Raw genomic sequence first — 16,462 nt, 5'->3', positions numbered from 1 at the left:
TATCAATTAGTGGATGAGAATTACTGTATTAATATCTGGTACTGCAAAAACGGTATTAATGCAGTATTAAAGTGCGCGATTAGAATTGCGAGGGTTAAATTAAGTTATTTAGAATAAATATCATCATGGGATAAATCTTATTTTATTCTGAATGCCATTGAACGCCTTCCTGGTGCTGGGTTTTTGATATAGATTCATTCCATCCCAAATGCAGAAAAATACGACAATCATTGGAAATTCGGCATAGCCTGCTTGCAAAAAACTCAGGATATGCCTGTGAACTTTTGTCCTGAATTCGGGTTGAAATCGTTTACATCCATCGGGCTTCGCACCAGGTTTAATCGGAATTTTCCTGAATTTAATCGCTAAACTCTGACGCGAGTCTCATTTTTCGGACCAGCCTGGTTTGAAGTTATTAAATTGTGTCAGGCCCACTGAGCGCTTGTTAATTCATTTCAAGGACGTTGTACCGAAAAGCAGTTGCTGTACGTAATACTAAGGACCAGTCAATGAAATTGAGCGTAATGTCTAATGCCGCCTGGATGATGTCTGAGAAGATCGTCTCGGTATTCGGCGTCATATTTGTGACCTCCTACGTGGCAAAATCCTTTGGCCCAACGGTGTTTGGCCAAATGGCGTTTTCGACCTCGCTGTTCTCCATGGTGCAAACCGTGGCGATTTTTGGTACCGAAACCATCCTGTTTAAGCGCATCAGCAAAAGTGCGCCGAAAGGCCTGCGGTTAATGGCCGTGGCGCGGACCATGCGCCTGGTGCTGCTGTTGCTGACATCAATCCCGGTGTTGATTTGGGTCTGGTACAACATGCAGGAAAACTTCCTTGCGTTTGCACTGGCCTCGTTTATCTCGTCGGTGTTTGTTACCCAGGACACCTTCAGCGTTTATAACAATGCGCGGCTGGCGTCGCGGCTCAATACCATTGCTAACTCGGCCGGCTTGCTGCTGGGCTTTGCCATGAGCTTCACCATCGCCTGGCTGCACCTCAATCCACTGTGGCTCACCGCTTCGATTGTGGCCGTCACGCTGGTGCCGTACGCCATCAAGCGCGTCAATTTCTATCGCGAACATCAGGATCTGGCACCACCGCAGGACAAGCGCACTACCTACCTACGCTACCTGATGTATGCCGGCCTGCCGCTGGCCATCTCCAGCATCTTTATCTCGGTGCAGGTGAAAGCCGCACAGATGTTCCTCGCGGGCATCGCCTCAGCGCGCGACCTTGGCCTGTTCGCCGCCGCGAATACCATTTCGGCTTCCTGGATTTTTATCCCGGTTGCCATCATCACTTCCTGCTTCTCGGAGATTTTCCGCGAGCGTGGAGCAGCCGCGATCAAGCTCACCGCGCGGCTGAACGGCTATGTCATGGGAGTTTCATTGCTGTTATTAGCGGTGATCGCCTTGTACGGCGAAAAAATCATCATCGCTTTATATGGTCACGAGTACACACAGTCCGGAAGTCTCATTACGTTACTGTCGTTAGCAACCTGCTTTTCGGCAATGGGGACCGTCGCTTATCGCTACATGGTGAAAGAGGGCGGGTTTAACTATCTGTTGAAGAAGATCATTTGTCTGATGGTCATCAGCCTGCCGCTGTCGTGGTGGCTGATCCAGGGCTACGGCATCATGGGTGCCGCCTGGAGCGTCTTCATCACGGAGTTACTGTCCCTGACCGTAATGAATTACTTCTTCAAAAACGGCGTCATCCAAAAAATTCAGGTTTCCTCACTCAACTACAAAACCTACAAATGAGGTCAGATATGATCAGGTTGAAAGACGAACTCAGAAGAAGCGTACAGTATTTCATCAAAAAGATGCCCTGGGCTTACCAGGATCGCATCTACTACTTTCACAAATTCCGTAAGCTGCCGAACCTGCGTCAGCCGAAGGTGTTCAATGAGAAAGTGCTGTATCGCAAATTCGTCTACGGCGACTACCAGTGTTATGGCCGCCTGTCGGACAAGTTTTCGGTGCGTGAGTACATTGCCGAAAAGGTGGGCAGTGAGTATCTGATTCCGCTGGTTTATGAGACCAGCGATCCGCACTCACTGCATACGCTGCCGAGCTGGAAGAACACGGTTATTAAGCCGAATCACGGCTCCAACATGGTCGAGATCCTGCTGGAAGAACCGGATGCGCTGAAAAAACAGCAGATTATCAGCGACTGCCAGCGCTGGCTGAAGACCGACTTCGCCAACGAGGCGCGCGAGATTCACTATCGCTATATTAAGCCGCGCATTCTGGTAGAGAAGTACATCGGCGATGGCAAAACCGCGCCGATCGATTACAAGTTTCACATGTTCAACAAGCGCGACGGCAATTTTGAATATGTGCTGCAGGTGATCTACAACCGCTGTAATCCGCTGCTGTCGATGAACTTTTACGTCAACAATCTTAACGAGGCGTATCACAAAATTCGTGATACCGGGCTGGATGTGTCACCGCTGCTGCCACAGCTGCAGCACGCGCTGGCGCTGAGTAAAACGCTGGCCAGCGACTTCGATTATGTGCGCGTGGACTGGTATATCGATGGCGAACAGATCTACTTCGGTGAGCTGACGTTCACGCCAGGCGCCGGGCTGGTCACCGGGTTGGATCGGGGACTTAATCAGATGATGGGTGATATGTGGATTCAGGATCGTCGCGATACGCAGAGATCGGACGTCACGGTGCCGGAAGTGCCACTTCCAGCCGTATTGAAGAAAATTTGAAATCACACAGCAAAATAAAAAACCCCGCTTAGCGGGGTTTTTTATGCACCGCGTTTACGGCATTGGCCAGTCGGCTGGTGTCTGGCTCATCACCTGAATAAACGCTTCTTTGGTGATGGACATAAAGTTATGCACGTTTTCCATGCTCAGCGTAATGCCGAGCAGACCGGTAACAAACCAGCATGACATCGCTACGCCCACGCCGCCGCACATCAGCGCCATCACGTGGTGGCTGTTCTGACGCAATTTAATTTTCATGGTGCTGGCGAAGAACATCATTACCGCGCTGAGCAGTTCCCAACGCATGACGATCAGACTGGTAGTTAACGTAGCCATCGGCGAAAAACCTCTTGAGATCAGTAATATCCCTGACATTCATCGGACATCACTGGCGGCAGAAAAGGGAGGTCAGGGAAGCCCTTCTGTCGTCTTCATACAGCTTGAATCTGTGACTTGGGTCACATTATATCACTGGATTTGAAAATTTGAACAAAATTTAGACCTGGTATGGCAGGCAAAGAAAGGGCTGGAGGAAGGTGAAGAGGAGGGGAAAGGCGCGCCCGCGTGGGGCGCACTGACTTCAGCGTACCGGGCAGCACTCGCCGGTGGTGCGCTGGGCAAAGCTGTTCATGCCTTCGCTGCAGTCAAAGTTGACCAGACGCGGACGCTGCACCATCGCCTGGCGACGCATGCTGTGACGATAAGCGGTAGGGGTTTGCGAGAACTGACGGCGGAACACGCGCGAAAACGTCTGCTGCGAGTCGTAGCCGTACTGCATCGCAATGTCGAATACCGGACGCTGCGTCTGACGCAAGGCTTCGGCGGCCAGCGTGAGACGGCGTTCACGAATATAACCACCCAGCGTTTGTTTCGTAACCGTACGGAACATACGCTGCAGGTGCCATTTCGAGTAACCCGATTTTGCCGCCACTTCATCAATCGACAATGTTTTATCCAGATTCTGATCGATCCAGTTAGTCAGTGAATGGATGATTTCCTGTTGCATCATAGCCTGTTCCTTCTGCAAGGTTATCGCCTGGTTTGAAATTCGCTGTTTTGCTGGGGTGCGAGTATAATTCCTCAAGTTAACTTGAGGTAAAGGCCCTAAATGAAAAAAGAACGCAATTACCCGAAACCGGTGCTGACGCCGGGCGAAGTGGCGAAACGCAGCGGCGTGGCGGTATCGGCACTGCACTTTTATGAAAGCAAAGGCTTGATCAGCAGCACGCGCAATGGCGGTAATCAGCGCCGCTACAGCCGTGATGTGCTGCGCCGCGTGGCGATCATCAAAATTGCGCAGCGCATCGGGATTCCGCTGGCGACGGTCAGCGACAGCCTGATGCACGTGCCAGCGAATAAGCGCATGTCGACGCAGGAGTGGGACGCGCTGACGCAGCACTGGCGCGAAGAGCTGGATAAACGCATCGAAACCCTGACGCGTCTGCGCAACGATCTGGACGGCTGCATTGGTTGCGGCTGCCTGTCGATGCGCGACTGTCCACTGCGCAATCCGGGTGACCGCCTGGGGCAGCAGGGCTCCGGAGCGGTCCTGCTCGATCCGCAACAGGACGAGCCGCAGCGTTAATCCGCTATACTAGATGCCAACCCTTAGCAGCAAGGAATCGCGCATGATTACCGTTCACCATCTGGAAAACTCCCGTTCTCATCGGGTGCTGTGGCTGCTGGAAGAGCTGGCGGTGCCGTATCAAATCAAACGCTATCAGCGGGAAAATACCCTGCTGGCACCGGACGAATTAAAGAAAGTGCATCCGCTGGGTAAATCGCCGGTGATTACCGATGGCAATCGGGTGATCGCCGAATCGGGCGCCATCCTCGAATATCTGCAGCTGAAATACGACAGCGAGCATCTGCTGGCGCTGCATGAGGAAGAGGAGCAAATTCAGGCGCGTTACTGGCTGCACTATGCTGAAGGTTCGCTGATGCCGCTGCTGGTAATGAAGCTGGTGTTTGCGCAACTGGGCAAAAAGCCGGTGCCATGGCTGCTGCGCCCGGCCGGCGTGGCGCTGAGTAAAGGCATTCAGAAAGCGTGGCTGAACAAGCAGCTGGCGCTCCACGGGCGCGTGATTGAGCAGCATCTGAGCCAGCAGCGCTTTTTTGCCGGTTCACGCTTCAGTATTGCCGATGTGCAGATGAGTTTTCCGCTGCTGGCGTTGCAGATGCGCGGCGCGCTGGGTGAGATGCCCGCCACGGCGCGCTGGCTGGAGAATATGCAGCAGCGCGCCGCGTGGCAGCGCGCGCTGGAGCAGGGCGGCCCGATTCAGTTCAATAACGGCTGAGGCGCAGCGGTAACGCAACGAAACAGGACGCCGCGACGCGCTGTCGCGGCACCGCAGCAAACCACCTGAAATGCCAGCCTTTTTCCTCCATGATTTCCTGCTCCCGCTAGCGTAACGCCAGCCATAATGGTGCCAGAGCTGCGCATTATCCTGCCTGCCAGGTGATTAGCAGTTGAAAACGCCACCCCAAACGCCAGATAATCGTTTGCCTTTTTTCCGCGTCACCCCTTTTTGACCTGGAATACGCGGCCACGTAATCGTTTGCCTGCTTTTCTCTCTGAGACATCTTCACCAGGATGATGCGCAAACGCGAGCCGCGCGGTGACCTATATCTTAAAAAACACAGAGGAATAACTATGTCTGGCGAATCACGCCCGGCCAGGGGAAAACTGGACGCCTGGTTCCACATTTCAGCACGCGGCAGCAGCGTGCGGCAGGAAGTGCTGGCTGGCCTCACCACCTTTTTAGCGATGGTCTATTCGGTCATCGTGGTGCCTGGCATGCTCGGTAAAGCGGGCTTCTCACCGACGGCGGTGTTTGTCGCTACCTGTCTGGTGGCCAGCTTTGGCTCCCTCATCATGGGACTATGGGCCAACCTGCCGATGGCGATTGGCTGCGCCATCTCCCTGACCGCCTTCACCGCGTTCAGCCTGGTACTGGGCCAGCACATTAGCGTGCCGGTGGCGCTGGGCGCGGTCTTCCTGATGGGCCTGCTGTTCACGCTGATTTCCGTGACCGGCATTCGCGCGTGGATTCTGCGTAACCTGCCGATGGGCGTGGCACACGGCACGGGCGTCGGTATCGGCCTGTTTCTGCTGCTGATTGCCGCCGATGGCATTGGTCTGGTGGAAAAAAACCCGGCGGCAGGCCTGCCGGTGGCGCTTGGTCACTTCACCTCTTTCCCGGTGATTATGGCGCTGATCGGGCTGGCGGCGATTTTTGGTCTGGAAAAACGGCGGGTACCGGGCGGCATTCTGCTGACCATCATTGCGATTTCGCTGCTTGGGCTGATCTTCGACCCGGCGGTAAAGTGGCAGGGGCTGTTTGCCATGCCGAGCCTGCGTGATGCCAGCGGCCAGTCGGCAATGTTTAGCCTGGATATCATGGGCGCGCTGCAGCCGGTGGTGTTACCGAGCGTGCTGGCGCTGGTGATGACCGCGGTGTTTGACGCCACCGGCACCATTCGTGCGGTGGCCGGGCAGGCGAACCTGCTGGATAAAGAGGGCCAGATTATCAATGGCGGTCGCGCGCTGACCACCGACTCTATCAGCAGCCTGTTTGCCGGACTGGTGGGTGCCTCGCCCGCCGCAGTGTATATCGAGTCCGCTGCGGGTACTGCCGCCGGCGGTAAAACCGGCCTGACAGCGATTGTCGTGGGTCTGTTGTTCCTGCTGATTCTGTTTATGTCGCCGCTGGCTTATCTGGTTCCGGCCTATGCCACCGCACCCGCGCTGATGTATGTCGGCCTGCTGATGCTGAGCAACGTGGCCAAAATCGACTTCAATGATTTCGTCGATGCGATGTCTGGCCTGCTGACGGCGGTATTCATCGTACTGACCTGCAACATCGTCACCGGCATCATGCTCGGCTTTGCCGCGCTGGTAATTGGCCGCCTGTTTGCCGGCGAGTGGCGCAAGCTCAACGCTGGCACGGTGGTGATTGCTGTGGCGCTGGTGGCGTTCTACGCGGGCGGTTGGGCTATCTGACCGCAATCCGGGCGTCAGTCCGGATTATTCTCTTTATCGCACACGCCGCACATCGGGTAGCCCCGCCGGGCGGCGTTTTGTTTTACACTTTCCGACGCAACATCGCTTCGATTAATATGATTCGCCTAAGGAAAGCATGGAAATCTTCTTTACTATTCTCATCATGACGCTGGTGGTTTCGCTGTCTGGCGTTGCGGCACGTATCCTGCCGTTTCAGATCCCGCTCCCGCTGGTACAGATCGCGGCCGGCGCGCTGCTGGCCTGGCCAACCTTTGGTCTGCACGTCGATTTTGACCCCGAACTGTTCCTCGTGCTGTTTATTCCGCCGCTGCTGTTTGCCGATGGCTGGAAAACACCGATCAACGAGTTTCTGCATCACGGCCGTGAAATTATCGGCCTGGCGCTGGTGCTGGTGCTTATTACCGTGGTCGGTATCGGCTACCTGATTTACTGGCTGGTGCCGGGCATTCCGCTGATTCCGGCGTTCGCGCTGGCGGCGGTGCTGTCTCCGACCGATGCGGTGGCGCTCTCCGGCATCGTTGGCGAAGGGCGCATCCCGAAAAAGATCATGTCGATTGTTCAGGGCGAGGCGCTGATGAATGACGCGTCGGGCCTGGTGTCACTCAAGTTTGCCGTCGCGGTGGCGATGGGCACCATGGTGTTCACCTGGGGCGGCGCCAGCGTCGAATTCCTTAAAGTGGCGATTGGCGGCCTGGTGGCCGGTGTCGCCGTTTGCTGGCTGTATGGCCGTTCGCTGCGCCTGCTCAGCCGCTGGAGTGGTGACGATCCGGCAACGCAAACCGTACTGCTGCTGCTGCTGCCGTTCGCCTCTTATCTGATTGCTGAACACCTCGGCGTCTCCGGCATTCTGGCGGCGGTAGCGGCCGGTATGACCATCACCCGTTCCGGCATCATCCGTCAGGCACCGCTGGCGATGCGCCTGCGCGCCAACAGCGTATGGCAGATGCTGGAGTTTGTGTTCAACGGCATGGTGTTCCTGATGCTGGGCCTGCAGCTGCCGGACATTCTCTCCACCTCGATTGCTCAGGCGAACGCCGATCCTAACGTCGAGCTGTGGATGCTGTTCGCCGACGTCGGGCTGGTCTATGCGGCGCTGATGATCGTGCGCTTCGGCTGGCTGTGGATCATGAAGCGCACCAGCCTGCGCCTGCTGAAGAAGAAGCCGCTGGAGTTCTCCAGCTACTCGCTGCGTGAACTGCTGATCGCCTCTTTTGCTGGCGTGCGCGGTGCTATCACGCTGGCCGGTGTGCTGTCGATTCCGCTGTTCCTCAGCAACGGCGAACCTTTTCCGGCGCGCTACGAACTGGTGTTTATCGCCACCGGCGTGATTCTGTTCTCGCTGTTTGTCGGCGTGATTCTGCTGCCGATTCTGCTGCGCGGCATGGAGAGCCACGACAAAGTGGGGCACCGTCGCGAAATCCAGAGCGCGCGTGCCGCGATGGCCGGCGTGGCGATCGAAAGCCTGCACAAAATGGAGCAGCGACTGGAAAACGACGCTGAAGAGAACATCGATCCTGAGCTGCTGAAAGAGGTCAGCCTGCGGGTGATTGGTAATCTGCGTCGTCGCGTCGATGGCAAAGATGATATGGAACAGGCGCTGTTTGCGGAAAATCTGGAGCGCCGTTTCCGCCTGACCGCGCTGCGCGCCGAGCGTGCCGAGGTTTATCATCTGCGCGCCACCCAGCAGATCTCCAACGAGACCATGCAGCGCCTGCTGCGCGATCTCGACCTGCTGGAAGCGTTGCTGATAGAAAAAGAGGAATAGCCGCCGCGTTTTGCTGCTCTCCGATCCCGCGGCCGCCTGACAGACAGGGCGGCCGCTTTGTTACAGCGATAGCCGTGGCGCGTTATCCGGCCAGTGTTCACGGCAGCAGGCAATCCACGCCTGCGCGCTGCGCGACAGATAACTGCCTTCGCGCCAGATTAGCCCCAGACGCCACTGCAGCTCCGACTCCAGCGGCAGCCACAGCAAGGCCTGTTTATCCAGCCGCTGGCAGATCGGCTCCGGCAGGATCGCCAGCCCCATATCCGCCTGCACCATCGCGGCAAGAAAATCCCACTGCGCGCTGCGCAGCGCGATATCCGGCATCACTCCCTGGCGCTGAAACGCTTTCATCAGCTGGCGGTTAAGCGAAAACTCTTCGTTGAGGATCAGCAGGGGATGCTGAGCCAGCTCGGCCAGCGTCAGGCTGGTGCGGTTGAGCCAGCGCGCGCTGCGCGGCAGCAGCACGCACAGCGGATGGCGCATCAGTTCCAGCGTGTTCAGCGGCAGCTCCGCATCAATCGGCAGGGCGGTCAGCGCAATATCCAGCCCGCCGCTCAGCACCGCCTGCTGCACCGTCAGGCCACCAAATTCGGAGATTTTCAGCTGTACGCCGGGATAGCGGCGGCGGAACTCGGAGATCGATCCGGCAATCTGCATGCCGACCATCGGCGGAATGCCCAGCCGCAGCTCACCGGTTTTCAGCTGGTTGATGTCACTGATTTGCGCCTCCAGCTGATGAAACTCCTGCAAAATCGCCAGGCCGCGCTGATATACCGCCTGGCCGCTGTCGGTGAGATGCAGCTTGCGTCCCTCGCGCAGCAGCAGCGTACAGCCCAGCTCTTCTTCCAGCTGGCGCAGCATTTTGCTGATGGTGGGTTGCGTCACGAACAGCTTCTCCGCCGCGCGGGTAAAGCTCTGCTGACGCACCACTTCGGTAAAGTAACGCAGCGCACGCACGTCCATAAGCATTCCTTTTTGGCATAGTTTGAATAATTTTAATTCATTTCTTTCACACTCTGGCGAGGATTTATACTGCAACCCTGAATTTTTAACGGGAAGAGAGAAATGGCGTCCGCGCTTCGTCCGCGCACCACGGATATCCTGCAACGCGTCACGGTGCCGCTGCAGCTGGTGCTGTATATCGCCCTGTTCGTTGCCAGCGGTCAGCTGGTGAGCTGGCTGCATCTGCCGTTACCGGCCAACGTCGTGGGTATGGTGTTGCTGTTACTGTTGATCGTTAGCGGTATCGTGCCGCTGCGCTGGGTTAAAGCCGGGGCCAACTGGCTGCTGGCCGAAATGCTGCTGTTTTTTATTCCGGCGGTGGTGGCGGTGGTGAATTACAGCGACCTGCTGCGCAGTGAAGGCTGGCGCATCTGTGTGGTGATCGCCGTCAGTACGCTGATGGTGCTGGCGGCCACCTCGCTGGTGGTCGATCGCTTATACCGTTTCGAACTGGCGCGCGCCGCGCGTAAGCAGGGCGATCGTGACTGACTTTATCATTAGCCTGTTATGTCTGGCGCTGACGCTGCTGGTTTACTACCTCAATAAACGCCTGTACCGGCGCAGACCCACACTGCTGCTGATGCCGTTGGTGTTAACGCCGCTGGTGCTGGTGGCGCTGTTGCTGCTGACGCACGTCAGCTGGCAGGATTACATCGCCGAAAGCCACTGGCTGCTGTGGCTGCTGGGTCCGGCGACGCTGGCCTTTGCGGTGCCGGTTTACGAAAACCTGCACATTATCCGCCGCCACTGGCTGTCACTGAGCGTGGGCGTGATCACCGCCACGCTGGTGGCCGTGTGCAGTTCGGTATGGCTGGCGCGGCTGCTGACGCTACCGGAGAGCATCCAGCGCAGCCTGGCGGTGCGCTCCATCACCACGCCTTTTGCGCTGGCAGCGGCCCAGCCGATTGGCGGCCAGCCCGATTTGGTCGCGCTGTTCGTGGTGATTACCGGCGTATTTGGCATGGCGGTGGGCGACGTGCTGTTTTTACGCATCGCGATTAAGCAGGGCGTGGCGAAAGGCGCCGGCTTTGGCGCGGCCTCGCACGGTGCCGGCACGGCACGCGCTTATCAGCTCGGCCAGCAGGAGGGCGTGGTCTCCAGCCTGGTAATGATGCTCTCCGGCGTGCTCACGGTGCTGCTGGCCCCGCTGCTGGGTCAGCTGCTGTGGCATGCTTAAGTGGACAAATTTGAGCCTGGGCTCATATAAGAGTTTCCTCGCTTTGCTTACCGTTTGCGCGCGCAAACAACAAGGAAGCGAGAATGAAAAATACCACATTAGCATTAGGCCTGCTGCTGGCCGCCACCGGGAGCAGTGCCGCTGAGATCGGCGGGCAGGGCGGCAGCCATTTCTGGACAGCCCGGATTAACAGCGACCGCACCGCACCAGGCGTGCAGGCAGCACTGGAGTATGTGCATGGTCATCAGCAAACCCATCTGCTCGACGCCAGCCTCGGCTACGGCTTTTCCCTCGGCGCGCTGCAGGTAGCACCGCGTATCGGTGCATTCTGGGCCGATGTGAAAACCACCTCAACATCAAGTCGTGGCATGAATGGCGGGATTCGTCTGATGGCACCTCTGCCGCGGGCAGGGGCCACCTGGCTCTATCTGGATTACAGCCTGTCGCCTGATTTTGCCAACCACAATCTGCATGCGCTGCATCAGCTGGAAGCGGGCGTCTATTACCAGCCGGCGAAGTGGTTATCACTCAGCAGCGGCTATCGCTACCTCTCCGTCAACGGTGATTATGGCCATGCCGATCAAAGCCTGATGGATGGCCTGTTTATCGGCGCTGCCGTGCGTTTCTGATCCCTCCACGGCCGTTCGCGGCCGTTTTCTGCCCGCTGTAACCCATTTTTACGTAAAGCTTTCCAAATAAAGTTGTGTCACGTCGCCGCGCTGTTTACCCTTTGCGCCGAATTATGTGTCCTTCATGGAGTGGATTGTTATGTTTAAGCAACTTGTTACGGGAAGCGTTTTAGGTCTGGCACTGCTGAGCGGCGGCGCGCAGGCGATTGAGGGCAGTGTTGACGTGGGTGAGCACAGCACCAACCTGAACCTTGGCCTCGGCACCGCTTCACCGGGTCTGTTTCTGAAAGGCAACTGGCTGCGCAGCGATCACGACGGCAGCACTTACGGCCTTGGTATGGGTTATAACCTGGATGTGGGTGATTTCCGCGTGGCACCGACGGCAAAAGCGCTGTTCACCCATCCGGAAGATGGCCGTGATGGCTTCACCGTGGCGCTGGGTGCCGGTGCGCAGTATAACTTTAACAGCATGTGGGGCCTGTACGGCGAATATTACTATGCGCCGGAAGCGTTCTCCGATCGTCTGGACAGCTATAAAGAAGCCTCAGGCGGCCTGAGCTTTACGCCGATTTCACTGCTGAACCTGCGCGTTGGCTATCAGTACATTGAGCTGAACAACAAAGGCGACCGTAAAGATAACGTGCTGGTCGACGGCCCGTACGTCGGTGCGTCGCTGCGTTTCTGATGACTGTACCAGGTGCGCATGAATGCGCACCCTACGAAATTCCGTAGGGTCGCCATTTATGGCGACCTGGTCAATCACCGCACTACGTTCATGGCGACCTGGTCAATTACCGCACCGTGTTGATGGCGACCTGGTCAGTCACCGCACCCTCTCAATCTTAATGCGCTTTCCCCTGCGAAATGCCGACGCCCGTTTGTGAACGGATAAACTGTCCGCGGAATTTCGCCCGCTCCAGCGCCCCCTGCTGGGAATGATCGGTAATGGAAAACAGCCAGGTGCCGACAAACGCGACCAGCATCGAGAACAGCGCCGGATACTCATACGGATAGACTGGCGTCGCGTGTCCCAGTACCTGCACCCAAATGGTCGGGCCGAGAATCATCAGCACCACCGCCGTCAGCAGGCCCAGCCAGCCTCCCACCATGGCGCCGCGCGTGGTCAGCTTTGACCAGTACATCGACAGCAAAATAATCGGGAAGTTACAGCTGGCGGCAATTGAGAACGCCAGGCCGACCATGAAGGCAATGTTCTGTTTCTCAAACAGAATGCCCAGCGCAATCGCCACCACGCCCAGCACCAGCACGGTAATTTTCGACACCCGCAGCTCTTCACGCTCGGTGGCCTGGCCTTTGCGGATCACGCTGGCATACAGGTCATGCGACACCGCCGAAGCACCGGCCAGCGTCAGGCCGGCCACCACCGCCAGAATGGTGGCGAAGGCTACCGCCGAGATAAAGCCGAGGAACAGGCTGCCGCCGACCGCATTGGAGAGATGCACTGCCGCCATGTTAGTACCGCCAATCAGCGCGCCGCTGGCGTCTTTAAAGGCCGGATTAGCGCCGACCAGCAGAATCGCGCCGAAGCCGATAATAAAGGTCAGGAAGTAGAAGTAGCCCATAAAGCCGGTGGCCCAGAACACGCTTTTGCGTGCTTCTCTTGCATCGGCGACGGTGAAGAAACGCATCAGAATATGCGGCAGGCCGGCGGTGCCAAACATCAGGCCCAGACCGAGCGACAGCGCGGAGATCGGGTCTTTCACCAGACCGCCTGGCTGCATGATTGCGCTTCCTTTCGGATGCACCGCCATCGCCTCGGTAAACAGCGTATTAAAGCTGAAACCGGTGGCTTTCATCACCATGATGGCCATAAAGCTGGCGCCAAATAGCAGCAGCACCGCTTTGATAATCTGCACCCAGGTGGTGGCGAGCATGCCGCCAAACAGCACGTACAGCACCATCAGAATGCCGACCAGCACCACCGCGATGTGGTAGTCGAGACCGAACAGCAGCTGGATCAGCTTACCGGCACCCACCATCTGCGCAATCAGATACAGCGCCACCACCACCAGCGAACCGCAGGCGGAGAGGGTGCGGATGGGCTTTTGCTGCAGGCGATAGGACGCCACATCGGCAAAGGTATAGCGGCCCAGGTTACGCAGGCGTTCGGCTATCAGGAACAGAATCATGGGCCAGCCGACGAGGAAGCCGAGCGAGTAGATCAGCCCGTCGTAGCCGGAGGTGTAGACCAGCGCGGAGATACCGAGAAACGAGGCGGCCGACATAAAGTCACCGGCCATCGCCAGGCCATTCTGGAAACCGGTGATGTTGCCGCCGGCGGTGTAGTAATCGCTGCGCGAGCGGGTGCGTTTGGACGCCCAGTAAGTAATGCCGAGCGTGGCCGCCACGAAGACCACGAACATGATGATCGCTTCGTAGTTGGTGGCCTGTTTTTGCACCGCGCCGGTAATGGCATCGGCGGCAAATACGCTGGCTGGTACGATAGCCAGCGAGGCGGAGAGCAGGCGCTTCATGATTTCACCTCGCTGACAATCTGTTTGGTCAGACGATCAAACTCGCCGTTGGCGCGCCAGACATAAACGCCGGTCAGCAGAAACGACACCACAATCAGGCCGACGCCGATGGGGATGCCGCGCGTCACATTAGTGCCGGCGTGCAAGGGCGTGCCGAGCCAGCCGGGCGCGAAGGCAATCAGCAGAATAAAGCCGACATACAGTACCAGCATGATAAGGCTGAGCAGCAGCGCAAACGACTGACGTTTGTGCACCAGCTCCTGAAAACGCGGATTGCTTTCGATTTGTTGCCAGACGGCTTCCTGTTGGTTCAGGGCTTCGTTCATCACATTTTCTCCAGAGGCAAGGCAGACAGAAAACTCACGGCAACGTGATTTAACTGGCTGAATATTCTAGTTATAAAGGTTGTGCGATGGTGAAAAGCATACGGCGTAAGGATGGAAGAGCGGAGAGCTGCCTGCCGGGGACAGGCTGATACTCTCCGCCGGGTCAATGCCGGTTATGGCATGGTGATCGACTGTTTCTCCTCGAGCAATTTCTCCACCACGCCCGGATCGGCCAGCGTTGAAGTATCGCCAAAGTTGCTGGTATCGCCGGCGGCGATCTTGCGCAGAATGCGGCGCATGATTTTGCCGGAGCGGGTTTTTGGCAGCGAATCGGTCCAGTGCAACACGTCTGGCGTGGCAATCGGGCCGATCTCTTTACGCACCCAGTTGCGCACCTCACTGTACAGCTCTGGCGACGGCTCTTCGCCGTGATTCAGCGTGATATAAGCATAGATCGCCTGGCCTTTAATGCTGTGCGGAATCCCCACCACCGCGGCTTCGGCAATTTTCGGATGCGAGACCAGCGCGGACTCGATCTCCGCCGTGCCAAGCCGGTGGCCGGAGACGTTCAGCACGTCATCGACGCGGCCGGTGATCCAGTAATAGCCATCGTCGTCACGGCGCGCGCCGTCGCCGCTGAAGTAGCGATTTTTAAACGTCGAGAAGTAGGTTTGCTCAAAGCGATCGTGATCGCCAAACAGCGTGCGTGCCTGGCCGGGCCATGAGTCGACGATCACCAGGTTACCCTCGGTGGCACCGTCCAGCGTATTACCTTCGTTATCCACCAGCGCCGGCTGGACGCCAAAGAAGGGTTTGGTGGCCGAACCGGCCTTCAGCTCGGTGGCACCGGGCAGCGGCGTAATCATGAAGCCGCCGGTTTCGGTCTGCCACCAGGTATCGACGATCGGGCAACGGCTGTCGCCAATCTTTTTGTAATACCACTCCCAGGCTTCCGGGTTGATGGGCTCGCCGACCGATCCCATGATGCGCAGGCTGCTGCGCTGGGTGCCGGCAATCGCTTTATCACCCTCGGCCATCAGCGCGCGGATAGCGGTTGGTGCGGTGTACAGCAGCGTGACCTTATGTTTATCCACCACTTCCGCCATGCGGCTGGGCTGGGGCCAGTTGGGTACGCCTTCGAACATCAGCGTGGTGGCCCCGCAGGCCAGCGGACCGTAGATCAGATAGCTGTGCCCGGTAATCCAGCCCACGTCGGCGGTGCACCAGTACACATCATCGTCATGATAATCAAAAACATATTTGAAGGTGGTGGCAGCATACACCAGGTAACCACCGGTGGTGTGCAGCACGCCTTTCGGCTTGCCGGTGGAGCCGGAGGTATAAAGGATAAACAGCGGATGTTCGGCCTCGACCGCTACCGGCTGATGCTGATCGCTGGCTTTCGCCATCAGTTCATGCCACCACAGATCGCGGCCTTCGCGCCAGCCGGTCTCTTTGCCGGTGCGCTGGAACACCACCACGTTTTTCACGCTGGTGACGTTTGGATTGTTCAGCGCATCATCCACGTTTTTCTTCAGCGGAATGCTGCGTCCGGCACGCACGCCTTCGTCAGCGGTAATCACCAGTTTTGCACTGGAATCCACTACGCGTCCGGCCACCGCTTCAGGTGAGAAGCCGCCAAAAATGACCGAGTGCACGGCGCCGATGCGCGCGCAGGCCAGCATGGCGACCGCGGCTTCCGGCACCATCGGCATGTAGATCGCCACCACATCGCCTTTCTTCACACCAAGGCCGGTCAGCACGTTGGCAAAGCGGCAGACGTCGGCGTGCAGTTCACGGAAGGTCAGGGTTTTGCTTTCGCTGGCGTCATCGCCTTCCCAGATAATCGCCGGGTGATCGCCGCGCGTAGCCAGGTGGCGATCGAGACAGTTGGCGGCAAGGTTCAGCGCGCCATCTTCATACCAGCGAATCGAAATATTGCCGGGGGCAAACGAGGTATTTTTCACTTTGCTGTAGGGCGTCATCCAGTCGAGGATTTTGCCCTGTTCGCCCCAAAAGGCCTCAGGATCGTCAACCGACTGTTGATACAGCGCCGCGTACTGATCGGCATTTATCAGGGCATTCGCTGCAATGGCAGCGGGTACGGGATGCTTGTGTATTTGGCTCATGGCTGACCTCCTTGAAGATGTTAATCATATGTCAATCAAAGGTTAATTGAAGAGTGAGGCCGGGCTTTGTTTCTGTTTTGCAGTCTGGATCACGACCTTGTGTAAGGCTGAAAAGTCACCCAATTCAATCTGTTTACCGGCGCAGGAAATGAGGCAAAACCACTGGCTGGATCAATAAAATTATGAACCA

Annotated in this window: 16 protein-coding genes; 10 read left to right on the top strand and 6 right to left on the bottom strand. The window is 57.3% G+C overall.

All coding sequences use genetic code 11. The annotated features are described in order from the left end of the window. Nucleotides 1–509 precede the first annotated feature (509 nt). Complete coding sequence (locus tag AC6I79_RS18270) at nucleotides 510–1,766, top strand: oligosaccharide flippase family protein (RefSeq protein WP_058757552.1); 1,257 nt, start codon at nucleotides 510–512, stop codon at nucleotides 1,764–1,766. A gap of 8 nt (nucleotides 1,767–1,774) precedes the next feature. After that, nucleotides 1,775–2,725 carry an ATP-grasp fold amidoligase family protein gene (locus AC6I79_RS18265; protein WP_031279756.1) on the top strand — a complete coding sequence of 317 codons (951 nt, stop codon included), beginning with the start codon at nucleotides 1,775–1,777 and terminating at the stop codon, nucleotides 2,723–2,725. A 54-nt stretch (nucleotides 2,726–2,779) separates the two neighbouring features. On the opposite strand, the gene AC6I79_RS18260 is transcribed toward AC6I79_RS18265, so the two are convergent. Then, nucleotides 2,780–3,061, bottom strand: coding sequence for a YjcB family protein (locus tag AC6I79_RS18260; protein ID WP_010618515.1), 282 nt, complete (start codon nucleotides 3,059–3,061; stop codon nucleotides 2,780–2,782). Between the two features lie 244 nt (nucleotides 3,062–3,305). Beyond that, entirely contained in the window at nucleotides 3,306–3,734 is a 429-nt protein-coding gene (gene soxS / locus AC6I79_RS18255) for a superoxide response transcriptional regulator SoxS (protein ID WP_058757551.1), read from the bottom strand. 99 nt (nucleotides 3,735–3,833) lie between these two features. Between soxS and soxR the strand changes: the two genes are divergently transcribed. The 4 genes from soxR to AC6I79_RS18235 all read left to right on the top strand — a co-directional run bounded on the left by soxR (nucleotide 3,834) and on the right by AC6I79_RS18235 (nucleotide 8,514). Then, nucleotides 3,834–4,310, top strand: a complete 477-nt coding sequence (gene soxR, locus AC6I79_RS18250; protein ID WP_021507832.1) for a redox-sensitive transcriptional activator SoxR — start codon at nucleotides 3,834–3,836, stop codon at nucleotides 4,308–4,310. 43 nt (nucleotides 4,311–4,353) lie between these two features. Beyond that, entirely contained in the window at nucleotides 4,354–5,022 is a 669-nt protein-coding gene (locus tag AC6I79_RS18245; RefSeq protein WP_021507831.1) for a glutathione S-transferase family protein, read from the top strand. A 356-nt stretch (nucleotides 5,023–5,378) separates the two neighbouring features. Beyond that, a complete protein-coding gene (locus tag AC6I79_RS18240) occupies nucleotides 5,379–6,728 on the top strand; it encodes an NCS2 family permease (RefSeq protein WP_159377381.1) in 1,350 nt (449 codons plus the stop codon). A 136-nt stretch (nucleotides 6,729–6,864) separates the two neighbouring features. Then, entirely contained in the window at nucleotides 6,865–8,514 is a 1,650-nt protein-coding gene (locus tag AC6I79_RS18235) for a Na+/H+ antiporter (protein WP_021507828.1), read from the top strand. Nucleotides 8,515–8,574: 60 nt separating this feature from the next. Here AC6I79_RS18235 and AC6I79_RS18230 read toward each other — a convergent pair whose 3' ends face one another. Continuing rightward, nucleotides 8,575–9,477: a LysR family transcriptional regulator gene (locus AC6I79_RS18230; RefSeq protein ID WP_159377380.1), complete on the bottom strand. Its 903-nt coding sequence runs from the start codon at nucleotides 9,475–9,477 to the stop codon at nucleotides 8,575–8,577. A gap of 102 nt (nucleotides 9,478–9,579) precedes the next feature. Between AC6I79_RS18230 and AC6I79_RS18225 the strand changes: the two genes are divergently transcribed. The 4 genes from AC6I79_RS18225 to AC6I79_RS18210 all read left to right on the top strand — a co-directional run bounded on the left by AC6I79_RS18225 (nucleotide 9,580) and on the right by AC6I79_RS18210 (nucleotide 12,007). After that, entirely contained in the window at nucleotides 9,580–10,005 is a 426-nt protein-coding gene (locus AC6I79_RS18225) for a CidA/LrgA family protein (protein WP_021507826.1), read from the top strand. Further along, nucleotides 9,998–10,693, top strand: a complete 696-nt coding sequence (locus AC6I79_RS18220) for an LrgB family protein (protein ID WP_021507825.1) — start codon at nucleotides 9,998–10,000, stop codon at nucleotides 10,691–10,693. The genes AC6I79_RS18225 and AC6I79_RS18220 overlap by 8 nt, the downstream gene beginning before the upstream one ends. Before the next feature lie 83 nt (nucleotides 10,694–10,776). Then, nucleotides 10,777–11,322: a YfaZ family outer membrane protein gene (locus AC6I79_RS18215; protein WP_166712224.1), complete on the top strand. Its 546-nt coding sequence runs from the start codon at nucleotides 10,777–10,779 to the stop codon at nucleotides 11,320–11,322. Between the two features lie 139 nt (nucleotides 11,323–11,461). After that, nucleotides 11,462–12,007 (top strand): YfaZ family outer membrane protein, encoded by a 546-nt coding sequence (locus tag AC6I79_RS18210; protein ID WP_031279754.1) that lies wholly within the window; start codon nucleotides 11,462–11,464, stop codon nucleotides 12,005–12,007. A 157-nt stretch (nucleotides 12,008–12,164) separates the two neighbouring features. Here the strand turns inward: AC6I79_RS18210 and AC6I79_RS18205 are convergent, their stop codons facing one another. From AC6I79_RS18205 to acs, 3 genes are all read right to left on the bottom strand, one after another. After that, nucleotides 12,165–13,817 carry a cation acetate symporter gene (locus AC6I79_RS18205; RefSeq protein ID WP_021507822.1) on the bottom strand — a complete coding sequence of 551 codons (1,653 nt, stop codon included), beginning with the start codon at nucleotides 13,815–13,817 and terminating at the stop codon, nucleotides 12,165–12,167. Then, nucleotides 13,814–14,143, bottom strand: coding sequence for a DUF485 domain-containing protein (locus AC6I79_RS18200; protein WP_021313201.1), 330 nt, complete (start codon nucleotides 14,141–14,143; stop codon nucleotides 13,814–13,816). Before AC6I79_RS18200 ends, AC6I79_RS18205 begins: the two co-directional genes overlap by 4 nt. Before the next feature lie 173 nt (nucleotides 14,144–14,316). Further along, nucleotides 14,317–16,272, bottom strand: a complete 1,956-nt coding sequence (gene acs / locus AC6I79_RS18195; RefSeq protein WP_058774926.1) for an acetate--CoA ligase — start codon at nucleotides 16,270–16,272, stop codon at nucleotides 14,317–14,319. Nucleotides 16,273–16,462: the final 190 nt, after the last annotated feature.

Source organism: gamma proteobacterium symbiont of Scutellera amethystina, assembly GCF_059730845.1.
The sequence above is the reverse complement of the archived record's forward strand: the minus strand, read 5'-3'. Positions and strand labels throughout refer to the sequence as shown.

What these genes read in the sequence shown, in the direction of transcription:
- AC6I79_RS18270 (WP_058757552.1), top strand. Translation starts at nt 510, where the DNA reads ATGAAATTGAGCGTAATGTCTAATGCCGCCTGGATGATGTCTGAGAAG.
- AC6I79_RS18265 (WP_031279756.1), top strand. Translation starts at nt 1,775, where the DNA reads ATGATCAGGTTGAAAGACGAACTCAGAAGAAGCGTACAGTATTTCATC.
- AC6I79_RS18260 (WP_010618515.1), bottom strand. Translation starts at nt 3,061, where the DNA reads ATGGCTACGTTAACTACCAGTCTGATCGTCATGCGTTGGGAACTGCTC.
- soxS (WP_058757551.1), bottom strand. Translation starts at nt 3,734, where the DNA reads ATGATGCAACAGGAAATCATCCATTCACTGACTAACTGGATCGATCAG.
- soxR (WP_021507832.1), top strand. Translation starts at nt 3,834, where the DNA reads ATGAAAAAAGAACGCAATTACCCGAAACCGGTGCTGACGCCGGGCGAA.
- AC6I79_RS18245 (WP_021507831.1), top strand. Translation starts at nt 4,354, where the DNA reads ATGATTACCGTTCACCATCTGGAAAACTCCCGTTCTCATCGGGTGCTG.
- AC6I79_RS18240 (WP_159377381.1), top strand. Translation starts at nt 5,379, where the DNA reads ATGTCTGGCGAATCACGCCCGGCCAGGGGAAAACTGGACGCCTGGTTC.
- AC6I79_RS18235 (WP_021507828.1), top strand. Translation starts at nt 6,865, where the DNA reads ATGGAAATCTTCTTTACTATTCTCATCATGACGCTGGTGGTTTCGCTG.
- AC6I79_RS18230 (WP_159377380.1), bottom strand. Translation starts at nt 9,477, where the DNA reads ATGGACGTGCGTGCGCTGCGTTACTTTACCGAAGTGGTGCGTCAGCAG.
- AC6I79_RS18225 (WP_021507826.1), top strand. Translation starts at nt 9,580, where the DNA reads ATGGCGTCCGCGCTTCGTCCGCGCACCACGGATATCCTGCAACGCGTC.
- AC6I79_RS18215 (WP_166712224.1), top strand. Translation starts at nt 10,777, where the DNA reads ATGAAAAATACCACATTAGCATTAGGCCTGCTGCTGGCCGCCACCGGG.
- AC6I79_RS18210 (WP_031279754.1), top strand. Translation starts at nt 11,462, where the DNA reads ATGTTTAAGCAACTTGTTACGGGAAGCGTTTTAGGTCTGGCACTGCTG.
- AC6I79_RS18205 (WP_021507822.1), bottom strand. Translation starts at nt 13,817, where the DNA reads ATGAAGCGCCTGCTCTCCGCCTCGCTGGCTATCGTACCAGCCAGCGTA.
- AC6I79_RS18200 (WP_021313201.1), bottom strand. Translation starts at nt 14,143, where the DNA reads ATGAACGAAGCCCTGAACCAACAGGAAGCCGTCTGGCAACAAATCGAA.
- acs (WP_058774926.1), bottom strand. Translation starts at nt 16,272, where the DNA reads ATGAGCCAAATACACAAGCATCCCGTACCCGCTGCCATTGCAGCGAAT.